Raw genomic sequence first — 12266 nt, forward strand, 5'->3', positions numbered from 1 at the left:
CCGCAAGGGCCCAGAAGGTATCCTGATCGAGCTAATACTCGTCCTTCTTGCTGCAATCTTGGTGGTGGCCGCGGCGACGTGCTGCGCAGGCCTAGCCTGTTCACGGAGCAACTGCCGGATACTTCGGAAAGACTTTAGGGCCGATTGGCCCCGCGGTCGATTCCACCGCACTGACAGAGAGGGTATGCCTGATGAGTGAGCCGACCTGGGTACAGCACGCAATCTGGTGGCAGGTTTATCCGCTGGGTTTCACCGGCGCCGACGCAGCAGCAGGCACAGCCGCGGAACCGGTGGTCCACCGCCTGGACCGGTTGCACGCCTGGCTGGATTACGCAGTGGAGCTGGGGGCTTCCGGGCTGGCCCTCGGCCCGGTCTTCGCCTCCGAATCGCACGGCTACGACACGACTGACTATTACCGCATCGATCCGCGGCTGGGCGACGACAACGACTTCGACGAACTGGTTGCCCAGGCCCACGCCCGCGGTTTGAAGGTCCTGCTCGACGGCGTCTTCAACCACACCGGGCGCAGCTTCGGGCCGTTCCGGCAGGTTCTTGCCGACGGTCCGGCAGCACCCACCGGTTCCTGGTTCCGGCTGGACTGGCCCGAAGCCGGCTGGGCCCCCGGCGTCGAGCCGGGCTACAAGGACTTCGAAGGCCACCATCACCTGGTCGCGCTGAACCACGAGGAACCCCAGGTTGCCGAGTTCGTCGCGGACGTTATGAAGCATTGGTTGGGGCGCGGAGCGGACGGTTGGCGGCTGGACGCGGCGTATGCCGTGCCGCCGTCGTTCTGGAAACCGGTCCTGGCGCAGGTGCGCAGTGACTATCCGGACGCGTACTTCGTGGGTGAATATATCCACGGCGACTATGCCCGTGAAGTGCAGGCAAGTACCCTCGATGCCGTCACCCAATACGAACTCTGGAAGGCCGTGTGGAGTTCGCTGAATGACGGCAACTTCTACGAACTGGCCGCTGCGCTGGAGCGGCACAACGGCTTCCTGGCGACCTTTACCCCGTTGACGTTTGTGGGCAATCACGACGTCACCCGGCTGGCGAGCCGGCTGACGGATCCGGAGCAGTTGCCGCTGGCACTGGCGGTGCTCCTCACAGTGGGCGGCACACCGTCGATCTATTACGGCGACGAGCAGGCCTTTCGCGGTGTTAAGGAGGACCGGGCTGGAGGAGACGACGCGGTCCGGCCGGCCTTCCCGGGCACCCCGGCAGAGCTCGCCGGGCTTGGCTGGCCGGTCTACCACCTGCACCAGGAACTGATCAGCCTCCGACGCCGGCACGCGTGGCTGCACTCCGCGCGCACCAGGGTACTCACAATCAGCAACGAACACCTCGTCTATGAGGCCAGCGGAGACGGCGGTTCGCTCACGGTAGCCCTGAACCTCTCGGGCGCTCCCGTGGAAGTGTCCGTGCCCGCCTCGGCCGCCGCGTTACTGGCGGGGCGGGGCGGGAAGCATCCGGACCGCGGCACTCTTACCCTGGACGGTTACGGCTGGGCCGTTCTCGGCGACACCGACTAGGCGCAGCACCGGCTGCTGGGAGTCACGCGGTGCGGTGGGGCTACTTGCCGGTGAACGCCCCGATGGTCAGCACGTTGATGCCGGCGTTGCTGCAGGCGTCATGTGGTTCGGCGATAAACAAGGACGCGGTGTCCTCGGGCGGGTAGACCCGAAAGCCCGCCGCGTGAACGAGGGTGCAGTCCGAGTAGTTGCGGGCCTGCGTGTAGCGCAGGGTGGCGGTTCCGGCCTGTCCCGGTGCGAGCAGCACTTCGGCGGAGGGCGTGGACTCGTCCCGCGCCGCTGGGGCGCCGATCGGGGCACCGTTCGCGTCGGCGGTGAGCGAGACGCCGGCGAAGCCCACCAGCCGGCACGGTTCGGTGCCGGAATTCGTCAGGATCAGCTGCATGTAGACGCTGCCGGCCGCGCCGCCGCCGGTGGCATCGGTCGTGGCGGTCAGGCCGGCGGCCTTGCACAAGCCCGGGCCCGCGGGGGTGGAAGGTGCCGGTGCCGAGGCCGAGGCCGAGGCCGAGGGGGCGGGGGCGGTAGCTGCCGCCCCGGCCGACTGGCTGGCGGAGGTTTCCGGGGAGGACGCCGGAGTGCTGGACGTTTGGGACTGCGGTGTTCCGGTGCCGCAGCCGGCGAGGAGGAGTGCCGCCGCGGCCGCTGCCGTCGTAAATACCAGTCTGGTGTTGATTCGCTGAGCCGTCATGGCACCACCTTCACGCCCGATGTTGCCTGAGTCAACGACGCCACGGCAGCGCTGTCCGATTGATGCCCGGATTGTGATTTCCGGGCATCAATCGTGGGTCAGCTACTCCTTGGCCACGGAAGCGGGCGCCGGGGTGCGAACCGGCGCCGGGGTGTTGCTTCGGCTGCGGGCCAAGGCGAGTCCGCCGAGGGCGAGCCCGCCGACGCCTGCCACCAGTCCAGCCCAGCTGCGGGCCTGGGCTCCGTCGTCGTTCACCGCGGCGGCCTGTACCGTCTCCGGCGCGGCGTCGGAGGTGCTGGCGGCATGGCCGCTGTGCCCGTCGGCCGCAGCGGCCGCCGTGACCGTCACGGACGGCGCCGGCGCCTTGAGCGCGTGCGGGTCCTGCCCCTCGGCGGGGAGCTGCGACCAGTCCGTCTGGCCGACCTCGCAGTTCTGCAGCGTCGGGAAGTACAGGGTCTTGCCCGCAGCGTCGGGCAGTTTGACCGAAAGCACCAGGGCATCGCGAAAGGCCGGATCCAGCGGGGCTTTGGCGGTGTAGACGATCTGGCTGGTGCGTTTGGTGATGGAGGAGCCGTCTGCGAGCTTTTTCGGCTCGGCCAGCTGTTCGGTGACTTTGGCGGCCGTCCAATTGGGATTGACCGTGGGTTGGGCGTCGTTGAGTTCGGCGGGGAGGGTGATGGTGACTTTGGTGGTGCCGGATGCGTCGCAGCCGTGCGGGATCCCAAAGGTCAGCAAGGCGTAGGAGTTGGCGCCGGTCGTGTCCGGGGTGACTCCGACGTGCGCGGAAGCGCCGGAGATGCCGGCAAGCATCAGCGCGGCGGTTCCGCCGGCCACGGCCGTTCCGGAGAGGGTGCGGCGGATGGCGGAGGTGGAGGAGGTCTTCACAGGGGTTGCCTTTCAGGCCTGCGCGCAGCACAGCGGCAGGCGCAAAAAATGGGGGTGGCGCGGCGCTGCTTATGATCCGGACCCGCAGGTGGAGGCCGGTCGCGGCCGCGGCCGGGAAAGGAGTCAGTAAAATACAACGACGGCGGCGGGGGGTCCGCGGCCGCTATCGCGCCGAAGGTTCCGCCACGGCAGCGGTGCGCACTCCGCGGGCCAGCCGGTAACAGCCGGAACCGCAACGACGTCGGGCGCTACGGGCGCGGGGAGCCGGAGCAGGGGACGCAGCCAGGCCGCGAGGGACCACAGGGCGTCTTCACCGCGGGCGAGCAGGACGGCGCAGAGCAGAGTCGCCAGCGCATGGCCGGCCAACATCAGGAGCGAAACGAACGGGGCCTCGGCCGCCGTGCCGCTGGAGGCAGTCTGCAGCTCAGGGCCGAGGAAGTGCGGGATCGCCGCAAGATGGTGCGGCGCGGCGGGGCCGGCCGGCCCGGACGCAGATCCGCCCAAGGCCTGGGGGCTCAAAGCCGTGAAGGCCTCGTGCAGCAGCAACTGTCCGGCACCCAACAGCCCGGCCAGTGCCGGCAGGTTCAGTTTGAGCCGCGTCGCGGTGGTGGCGGCCAGCCCGGTCAGGGCCAGGAGGGCCAGCAGGATGCCGGAGACCGGCAGTTGTCCGCCGGCCAGCGTGTGCGCGCCCGCAGCCAGGGACAGGATGGTGAGCGCCACCATGGCGGAACGCAGGGCGTGGAATGGTGCCCGGGCGGCTGTGCGCACAGAACACTCCCTTCACCAGCGGCGGCCATGGTTGCTCCCGCGGGCGTTGCCGGCTGCGGGTTGTCCCCCGATTCTACCGGCGGATTCTACCGGGCTGCGAAAAGCGCTGGGCGACCGGGAACCGGCTGGCGTCAGTCCGTTTCGGGTCCTGAGCAGAAGTGGCAGTCGTCAGGGCACAATTCGTCAACCGCCAAGTCTTTGAGCCGGCCTCCGGGTGGTACGTCGGTCCAAAGCCGGGGGGCGCCGCTGGCCCGATCTTGCTGCAAAGTCACGAGGTGTCCTGAACGTCATTGGTGCGGAACGGTGATGATTCCAAGCTAACCCCGGGTGGCTGCCACCGTTCAATGGACCAATTGACGGTGACGCCGGTTCCGTCTTGTGCAAGCGTCCAGCGCCGGTGCCCAGCGCCGGCGATGCTGTGCGCCGCCTGGGTCGAGGCCCTCGAGGCCCTCGAGGCCCTCGAGGCCCTCGGTGTCGCCGGCGCGCTGGCCCTGAGTGGGTGCGGCTTGGTGTTTCGCGTGCCAGGTCTTCTGCTGGTCGGTCATGACTCCGAGTGGCCGCGGGGGAGGCGCGAAACCCCATCCCGCGGCCCTGGCGCAAGAACCTTAGCTCGCCGCGGCCGGCGACGTTGCGGCGGCTCCGGCGAGCCGGAGCCAGGTGTCCACAACGGTGTCGGGGTTCAGCGAGACGGAATCGATGCCTTCTTCGACCAGCCATTCGGCGAAGTCCGGGTGGTCGCTCGGGCCCTGGCCGCAGATGCCGACGTACTTCCCGCGCGACTTGCAGGCCTTGATCGCCATGCTGAGCAGCTTTTTCACGGCGGGGTTGCGCTCATCGAAGCTGCCGGCGACGATCGCGGAATCCCGGTCCAGGCCCAGTGCCAGCTGGGTCATGTCGTTGGAGCCGATGGAGAAGCCGTCAAAGTAGTCCAGGAACTCATCGGCCAGCAGCGCGTTGGACGGAATTTCGCACATCATGATGACTTCCAGGCCGTTTTCGCCGCGGCGCAAGCCGTTCTCTGCGAGCAGGTCGATCACGCCGCTGGCCTCATCGACGGTGCGCACGAACGGGATCATCAACTTCACGTTGGTCAGGCCCATCTCGTTCCGGACAAAGGACAGGGCCTCGCACTCCAGGTCGAAGCAGTCCCGGAAGGACGGCTCCAGGTACCGCGAGGCGCCGCGGAACCCGATCATCGGGTTCTCCTCGTGCGGCTCGTAGGCCGGTCCGCCGAGGAGATTCGCGTACTCGTTGGACTTGAAGTCGGACATCCGCACAATCACCGGTTCCGGTGCGAAGGCCGCAGCGATGGTCGCCACACCCTCGGCGAGGCGCTTGATGTAGTACTCGCGCGGGCTGCCATAGGCGGCGATCCGCTCCTTGATTTCCGCCAGCACGTCCGCGGGCTGGTCGGCCATGTTCAGCAGTGCCTTCGGGTGGATGCCGATCTGGCGGTTGATGATGAATTCCAGCCGGGCCAGGCCCACCCCGTGGTTGGGCAGCTGCGCGAACGTAAACGCCTGCTCGGGGGTGCCGACGTTCATCATGACCTTGACCGGGGCCTCCGGCAGCTGGGTGATTTCAGTTTCCTCGACGCTGAAGTCCAGGAGTCCCTCGTAGATGACACCGGTTTCGCCGTCGGCGCAGGAAACAGTCACCTCGAGCCCGTCGGAGAGGGCGTCGGTGGCGCCACCGGTGCCGACGACGGCGGGAATCCCCAGTTCCCGGGCGATGATGGCCGCATGGCAGGTACGTCCGCCGCGGTTGGTCACGATGGCGGAGGCGCGCTTCATGATCGGTTCCCAGTCCGGGTCGGTCATATCCGCGACAAGGACGTCGCCGGTCTTGAACGCCGCCATCTGGTCAATCGCGGTGAGGATCCGGACGCGGCCGGCCCCGATGCGCTGGCCGATGGCGCGGCCCTCGACCAGCACCCGGCCGGAGCCGTTCAGCCGGAATCGGCTCAGGCTGCCGGAGGTGCGCCGGGACTGCACGGTCTCCGGGCGTGCCTGCAGGATGTACAGGCCGCCGTCGATCCCGTCCTTGCCCCATTCGATGTCCATCGGCCGTCCGTAGTGGTTCTCGATCGCGACTGCGTGCCGGGCGAGCTGTTCGACGTCGTCGTCGTCAAGGCTGAAGCGGTTCCGCAGGGACGCCTCCACCGGAACGAAGTCAATGGTGTGCCCGATTTCGCGGTTGCTTGTGTACGTCATCTGGAGGGCCTTCTCACCCAGGCCGCGCTTGAGGATGGCCGGGCGCCCTGCCTCGAGGGCGGGCTTGTACACGTAGAACTCGTCCGGGTTGACGGCCCCCTGGACGACGGCCTCGCCGAGGCCGTAGGAGGAGGTGACGAAGACAGCGTCCTCGAACCCGGATTCGGTGTCCATCGTGAACATCACGCCGGAAGCGCCGACGTCGGAACGCACCATCCGCTGGATGCCGGCCGAGAGCGCCACTTCGGCGTGCTCGAACTTGTGGTGCACCCGGTAGGCGATGGCCCGGTCGTTATAGAGGGACGCGAAGACATCCCTGATGGCCACCAGGATGTTCTCGATGCCCCGGACGTTCAGGAACGTCTCCTGCTGCCCGGCGAAGGAGGCATCCGGAAGATCTTCCGCCGTCGCGCTGGAGCGGACCGCCCAGGAAAGGTCGTCGGAGCCGCCGTGCTTTTCCACAAGCGCCTGGTATGCGGCGCGGATCTGGGCTTCAAAGTCCGGCAGGAAGGGCGTCTCGCGCATCAGGGTCCGGATTTCCTGGCCCGCGGCCGCCAACGCCGTCACGTCATCGGTATCCAGGCCGACGAGCCGGTCGGCAATCCTCTGGTCCAGGCCGGAGCCGGCCAGGAAGCTGCGGTAGGCATCTGCCGTCGTAGCGAATCCGTCAGGCACCTGGACGCCGGCGGAGGTCAGGTTCTGCACCATCTCGCCGAGGGAGGCGTTTTTGCCGCCCACCCGGTCCAGATCTTTGAGGCCGAGTTCTGAGAACCACAGGATGTCTGTCGTCATGGTTGCTGCTCCTTTGCAGATGGTGGCAATCGGTGCCGCGGCCCGCTTTGGGCGGCAGCCAGTTGATGGCGCAATTCCTGTCCACAGTGACAGGTCCGCGCCGGTGGTTCCAGCTGATGTGGCCCACGCAACACTGGTGAATCGACGGCCTAGTGTTTAAGGTTCATTCTCTGGAGGATGGTGGCGGCCATTTCCTCGACGGACACGCTGGCCGAATTCAGGTAGGGGATCCCGTGCGAGACATACAGCCGCTCGGCGCTGCGCAGCTCGAAGCCGCACTGCCGCAGCGACGCGTAGGGCGAGCCGCGGCGGCGTTCGGTGCGGACCTGGCTCAGCCGGAGCGGGTTGGTGGTGAGGCCGAAGCACTTCGACACGAAGGGACGCAGCGGTTTGGGGAGGCCTTCGCGTTCAAAATCCTCGTCCACCAGCGGGAAATTGGCGGCGAAGATGCCGTGCTGCAGCGCCAGGTACATGGTGGTGGGGGTCTTGCCGCAGCGCGACGGCGCCACCAGGATCACTTGGGCTTTCTCGAGCGCACGCAGGCTCTGCCCGTCGTCGTGCTCCATTGCGTATTCGACGGCGGCCATCCGGGACTGGTAGCGGGCGGCGTTGCCCAGGCCGTGGGCCCGGCCCGGTTCGCCGCTGGCTTCGCTTCCGAGGGCCCGCTCCAGCTGCCCGACGTGCGTGCCGATGAGGTCCACGATGATCCCGTTGCAGGTGCCCAGAGCCTGGCGGATGTCGCTGCCGACGGCGGTGGAGAAGACGATTGGCTGCAGTCCGGTGGAGGCTAGGTTGTCGATGACTTTGACGACGGCCCTGGCCTGGTCGACAGTGGTGATGAACGGGACCGTGATGCGGTCAAAAAGGTTCTCGGGGAATTGAGTCAGCAGGGTGTTGCCGAGCGTTTCTGCGGTGATGCCCGTACTGTCCGAAAGAAAGTAGACCGGGCGTGGAGCGTCATTGGTCATAGACGCATTGTGCCCCAGTGCGGGCCGGGTATTCTTCCGCGACGCACCCGACGGTGTCGCCGGCGCCGGCCGGCTCGGCCCGTGCCGGCCCGACGGCGGGGAGTAGGCTGTGTCCCACCTCACCTAAGGAGCCCGCATGAGCTACAAATACCGGACCGTCAAGGTCCGCGGTACGGACCTGGTCGGAACCATTGCCCGCAGGCACGGCGGTGCCCCCGAAATCTACGAAACTTCGAAGGACCCCAGCACTTCTGTTGTTCCCGTGTATTTCCCCGAAACCGGCGAAATCCGCTTCTTCGACCGGACGGTGCTGGAAGACGTCGCGCACCCGGCGGGCTAGGCGTGGGCGCCAGCAAGGATCCCGGGCTCACATCAGATCCGTTCGACGGGCAGTGGGCAGCTGCGGGTCAGCGCTGATCTGATCCTGAGCCGCAGCACAAGCCGGTTGGAGGCTTCGCGTCGGTTTTGCCAGTTCCGAGATAGGTCGCGGCCGCATGGTGTGCGACCCGTCCGGGGATGCAGAGCAGCTGCTGCGCGTGTGCGGCCAACGGCGCCGCAACGCCAGCGTTCAGATCCGTGGCCCATCAGAGCTCCCCTCCGTCGGCGATCTTCGCAACCGTGGCAATAAGGTCGAGAAGTTCGGTTTTGTCGTTCGCGACCCGCGCGGACACCTACGCAATTCTCGACGGCGGCACCGGGCCGTACCGCCGATTCCGCGACATTCCCCACGATCGCGGCTGGGCTGAGCCGCGCAGTGCGTAGTTTCGCTGAAGGCTGAACCGGTTGGGGTTTCTACGGCCGGATGCCCATGGCAGCGGCATCATTCCGGGGCCCGGGCTAGGCCGGAATCCTCGCGCCTTCCAAGTTTCGGCAGCTCCCACTCCGTTGGCGTCAGGATTACTTCATGCTCCCCGGTGAACTGCAAGTCACATGAGGAGTGTCGGCCCTGCTGCGGCAAGGCTTCACGTTCGGTCTGTTATATTCTCTTTTTGTCCAGCGAATGGACAATTGCATCCTGCTACTTCTGAGGGGAGTTAAGGACTGTGGAGAACCGACTCGCTCAGATTGAGCAGCCTGAAGAGATCGACGCGCCCGGATGGGGCGAAGGGGTTGCCGGAGTAGGCGTAGGCGCAGTTGTTGGCGGCGGTCTTGTTTACGGTGGGATCGGCATCGGCGTAGCCATCACCTAGAAATGATTGTCCCTGTGGGGGTGGAAGTCTTATTTCCGCCCCCACAGGCATTTCCCACGACATCAAATTGCAGAAAAGAGCGACGATGCGAATGACGCAAGGCAAGGCAACCATCCCCCTTATCGCCGTACTTGGTGCCCTCGTAGCCACGCTGGGCGGCCTGACCGCGATGCTGGCCGCGACTGGCACCCAGCCCGTCCTCCTGGGCATTACGTTGGCTGTCGGCCTGATCCTGCTGGTTGTGCTCGGGGTTTTCATCGGACTCCTGCGGGAGCGGAGCTAATCCTATGGCCGCGCAACCAATCGTTTCAGTGACAGGCCTGGAAAAGAGGTATGGACAGAAAACAGGCATCGCAGGAGTGACCTTCGGTATTGGCCGGGGCGAGTGTGTCGGTCTGCTCGGTCCGAACGGGGCCGGGAAGTCGACCCTCCTGAAGATTCTCTGTGGACTGATGAATCCGACTGCAGCAGGTGTTTTGGCGCGGCGAGACCCAGGCCGGCTCACCGCAGTCCTGTGCGGCCATTGTGGCAACACTGGACGAGATCGATGGGCTAGGCATCGTGTCGTCGACAGCCCGCAAGGGCGGCATCGTACTTCAATCATGCAGGGGGACTGATGGAGAAGACGCCAACCGAACGCTATGGCACGCGGCTGGCAGGGTGGCTGGGGATCTTCGTTTCGACGACGGTTGCCGGCCCGGCATGGTTCCGGCTGCTGGAGCGGGGCTTCAGCTGGCCTGACGCTTTGCTCCTGGCAGCTGGTGCTTTCCTGTTCGTGTTCTGGGCCGCCCGGCTGGTCCTGCTCGAACGCGCGCTCCGGACTGGAGCTGGCCGCGGCAACCGGTGATAGCCGGCTGGCTGTTTCAAGCCGCCCAGAACGAAGCCGATTGCGCGCAGATCGAGTCCTCGGCCCGATTGCAGGTACGGGTCGTCCGGCGGCGGAAACGTCCTAGCGGCAAGGACGCCAGTATTGCCAGGTCTTTGCCGATGAGTCCATCCAGGTCAAAGCAAAAGGCCCTGCTTCCCTTTGTTTACAAGGGAAGCAGGGCCTTTCTCATTGGCGGTGACGGTGGGATTTGAACCCACGTTGGCTTTCACCAAACAACATTTCGAGTGTTGCACCTTCGGCCGCTCGGACACGTCACCAACCTGAATAGGTTACCGGAGCCAAGCGCTGATGCACAAAACGGCACCCCGGCAGATCACCCAGCGGCGCCCCGGGGACCGCTGGCGGCGGCGCGCCCGGGATGGCCCGGGCTTCCCCGCGCATGGGTAGGGGACTAGATTCGTCAGCAGGATGAGCAATTCAGACGAGCAACCACCGCAGCAGAGAACCGCCACCGCTTACTGGACGGTCGGCCTGGAAAAGGGCGAGCTCCGGCGCGAGGACCTGCCGGCCCCCGGGCCCGGCGAGGCGCTGGTGCGGAGCCTCTACTCCGGCATCAGCAAGGGCACCGAGCTGGTGGTCCACAACGCCCGCGTGCCGGAGTGCGTGGCGGAGGAAATGGCCGCCCCTAACCAGGAAGGCTCCTTCCCGTCCCCGGTGAAGTTCGGCTACCTCTCCGTCGGCGTCGTTGAGGCGGGCCCTGCGGACTGGGCGGGCAAAACGGTATTCTGCCTGTACCCGCACCAGGACCTGTACATCGTCCCGGTGGAGTCACTCACCGTGGTTCCGGCGGACGTGCCGGCCCGCCGCGCCGTGCTGACCGGCACCGTCGAGACCGCGATCAACGGGATCTGGGAGGCCGGTCCCCGCCTGGGTGACCGCGTCGCCGTCATCGGCGCCGGCCTCGTCGGCGGCATGGTGGCCAAGCTCCTGGGCTCCTTCCCGCTCGGACGGCTGCAGCTGATCGACGTCGACCCGGCCAAGCGGGCGTTCGCCGAGACGCTCGGCGTGGAGTTCAGCCACCCGGACGATGCCCTGGGCGACTGCGACATCGTTATCCACTGCTCCGCTTCGGAAGCGGGCCTCGGGCGAGCCCTGCAGCTCGCGGGCGACGACGGCGACGTCATCGAAATGTCCTGGTACGCCGACCGTAAAGTTAGCGTCCCGCTGGGCGAAGATTTCCACGCCCGCAGGCTGTCCATCCGCGCCAGCCAGGTGGGCGTTGTGGCCCGCGCGCGCCGGCACCGCCGCACCAACGCCGACCGGCTGCGGCTCGCCGTCGCTCTGCTGAGCGATCCCGCCTTCGAGGTGTTCCTCACCGGCTCGTCCCCGCTCGCGCAGCTGCCCGACGTCGTCCAGCAGCTCTCCGACGGCGTACTGGACGCGCTCTGCCATGTTATTGAATACCCGGCGAGTGCGTAGCAAATCCGTACAGCCAGCCCCCACAGAAGCCACGAGGTAAATCCGTGTTCAGCCTGACCGTCCGCCGCAACTTTATGATCGCCCACAGCCTCCCGCGCCCTGCCTTCGGGCCCGCCCAGGGGATGCACGGCGCCACTTTCGTCACGGAAGTGACCTTCCGCCGTCGCGCCCTGAACGGTGACTCGATCGTTGTGGATATTGGCGAGGCGGGCACCGTGCTGGATTCCATCCTTGACGGCCTGAACTACAAGAACCTTGACGAGCACCCTGATTTTGCCGGCAGGCTCAGCACCACCGAGGCCCTGGCCCAGTACATAGCCGACGCCGTAGCGGCCAGGATCTGCACCGGCGCGGACGGGCGAGAGCTCGCCGGGCTGGACGTTACCTTGCGCGAAACCCCCGACGCGTGGGCCAGCTACACGCTCGACTTCGAGGCTGGCCCGGATGCCGGCGACGACCGAAAGCAGGGTGCAGCTTAACGCTCCCTGCCTCCGGCGTGCCTGCCCCGCTCCGGGTTCCTGGCGGCCAATCCGCAGCTGCGTGATTCAGGCTTACGAGGCTAACCGCCCGCGTACTTTGTGATCATCGCAGGCTGGTTCAACGCCAATGTGCCGGGTGACCCGGTTCCTACAGGTTGTACATCAATCGCCACCTGGACGGCTTCCCGTTTATGTAGACATCGGCGGTACAAAACTGCACGATTGTGCCGCGCTGACTGAAGTAGTCGGCAGCCTGGGAACACTGGGAAAGGGATGAGTAATAAGACACCCGGGGCGTGGCCGCTTGTGCTGGCAGCGCTCCACCAATAAATACCGCCGCGGCCGCCGCAGGGGCAGCCAGGAAAGCGATCAGTTTACGTTTCAATTTCAATCTCCATCGTGTCGATCAATTGGTTTTGGAAACTACTATTCGCTCGCCTGCC

Annotated in this window: 13 protein-coding genes and 1 tRNA gene; 7 read left to right on the forward strand and 7 right to left on the reverse strand. The window is 66.4% G+C overall.

The window, feature by feature from the left end; all coding sequences use genetic code 11:
- Positions 1 to 191 precede the first annotated feature (191 nt).
- The gene (locus ABIB49_RS02075) at positions 192 to 1532 is read left to right on the forward strand and encodes an alpha-amylase family glycosyl hydrolase (protein WP_253031296.1); all 1341 of its coding nucleotides are present in this window, start codon (positions 192 to 194) and stop codon (positions 1530 to 1532) included.
- 40 nt (positions 1533 to 1572) lie between these two features.
- Here the strand turns inward: ABIB49_RS02075 and ABIB49_RS02080 are convergent, their stop codons facing one another.
- The 5 genes from ABIB49_RS02080 to ABIB49_RS02100 form a co-directional block, all read right to left on the reverse strand.
- Positions 1573 to 2220: a DUF4232 domain-containing protein gene (locus ABIB49_RS02080; protein ID WP_354156612.1), complete on the reverse strand. Its 648-nt coding sequence runs from the start codon at positions 2218 to 2220 to the stop codon at positions 1573 to 1575.
- Positions 2221 to 2322: 102 nt separating this feature from the next.
- The gene (locus ABIB49_RS02085) at positions 2323 to 3030 is read right to left on the reverse strand and encodes a YcnI family copper-binding membrane protein (RefSeq protein WP_502913743.1); all 708 of its coding nucleotides are present in this window, start codon (positions 3028 to 3030) and stop codon (positions 2323 to 2325) included.
- Positions 3031 to 3228: 198 nt separating this feature from the next.
- Complete coding sequence (locus ABIB49_RS02090) at positions 3229 to 3873, reverse strand: hypothetical protein (RefSeq protein WP_283480397.1); 645 nt, start codon at positions 3871 to 3873, stop codon at positions 3229 to 3231.
- Positions 3874 to 4478: 605 nt separating this feature from the next.
- Positions 4479 to 6878, reverse strand: a complete 2400-nt coding sequence (ppsA, locus tag ABIB49_RS02095) for a phosphoenolpyruvate synthase (RefSeq protein WP_283480398.1) — start codon at positions 6876 to 6878, stop codon at positions 4479 to 4481.
- Between the two features lie 149 nt (positions 6879 to 7027).
- Positions 7028 to 7846 carry a pyruvate, water dikinase regulatory protein gene (locus ABIB49_RS02100; RefSeq protein ID WP_283480399.1) on the reverse strand — a complete coding sequence of 273 codons (819 nt, stop codon included), beginning with the start codon at positions 7844 to 7846 and terminating at the stop codon, positions 7028 to 7030.
- A gap of 136 nt (positions 7847 to 7982) precedes the next feature.
- Between ABIB49_RS02100 and ABIB49_RS02105 the strand changes: the two genes are divergently transcribed.
- The 4 genes from ABIB49_RS02105 (at position 7983) to ABIB49_RS02120 (ending at position 9883) form a co-directional block, all read left to right on the forward strand.
- Positions 7983 to 8186 (forward strand): hypothetical protein, encoded by a 204-nt coding sequence (locus ABIB49_RS02105; protein ID WP_226773694.1) that lies wholly within the window; start codon positions 7983 to 7985, stop codon positions 8184 to 8186.
- A 935-nt stretch (positions 8187 to 9121) separates the two neighbouring features.
- Positions 9122 to 9319, forward strand: a complete 198-nt coding sequence (locus tag ABIB49_RS02110) for a hypothetical protein (RefSeq protein WP_283480400.1) — start codon at positions 9122 to 9124, stop codon at positions 9317 to 9319.
- 4 nt (positions 9320 to 9323) lie between these two features.
- Positions 9324 to 9653 carry an ATP-binding cassette domain-containing protein gene (locus ABIB49_RS02115; RefSeq protein WP_354156613.1) on the forward strand — a complete coding sequence of 110 codons (330 nt, stop codon included), beginning with the start codon at positions 9324 to 9326 and terminating at the stop codon, positions 9651 to 9653.
- Positions 9653 to 9883 (forward strand): hypothetical protein, encoded by a 231-nt coding sequence (locus ABIB49_RS02120; RefSeq protein WP_226773690.1) that lies wholly within the window; start codon positions 9653 to 9655, stop codon positions 9881 to 9883. Before ABIB49_RS02115 ends, ABIB49_RS02120 begins: the two co-directional genes overlap by 1 nt.
- Before the next feature lie 211 nt (positions 9884 to 10094).
- Here ABIB49_RS02120 and ABIB49_RS02125 read toward each other — a convergent pair.
- A tRNA-Ser gene (locus tag ABIB49_RS02125) sits at positions 10095 to 10182 on the reverse strand.
- Positions 10183 to 10333: 151 nt separating this feature from the next.
- Here ABIB49_RS02125 and ABIB49_RS02130 point away from each other — a divergent pair.
- Positions 10334 to 11344 carry a zinc-dependent alcohol dehydrogenase gene (locus ABIB49_RS02130; RefSeq protein ID WP_283480401.1) on the forward strand — a complete coding sequence of 337 codons (1011 nt, stop codon included), beginning with the start codon at positions 10334 to 10336 and terminating at the stop codon, positions 11342 to 11344.
- A gap of 44 nt (positions 11345 to 11388) precedes the next feature.
- Positions 11389 to 11823, forward strand: a complete 435-nt coding sequence (locus ABIB49_RS02135) for a 6-pyruvoyl trahydropterin synthase family protein (protein WP_283480402.1) — start codon at positions 11389 to 11391, stop codon at positions 11821 to 11823.
- A gap of 148 nt (positions 11824 to 11971) precedes the next feature.
- Here ABIB49_RS02135 and ABIB49_RS02140 read toward each other — a convergent pair whose 3' ends face one another.
- Positions 11972 to 12208: a hypothetical protein gene (locus ABIB49_RS02140; RefSeq protein ID WP_354156614.1), complete on the reverse strand. Its 237-nt coding sequence runs from the start codon at positions 12206 to 12208 to the stop codon at positions 11972 to 11974.
- Between the last annotated feature and the right edge of the window lie 58 nt (positions 12209 to 12266).

Source organism: Arthrobacter sp. UYCu512 (assembly GCF_040547075.1).
GTDB lineage: Bacteria > Actinomycetota > Actinomycetes > Actinomycetales > Micrococcaceae > Arthrobacter.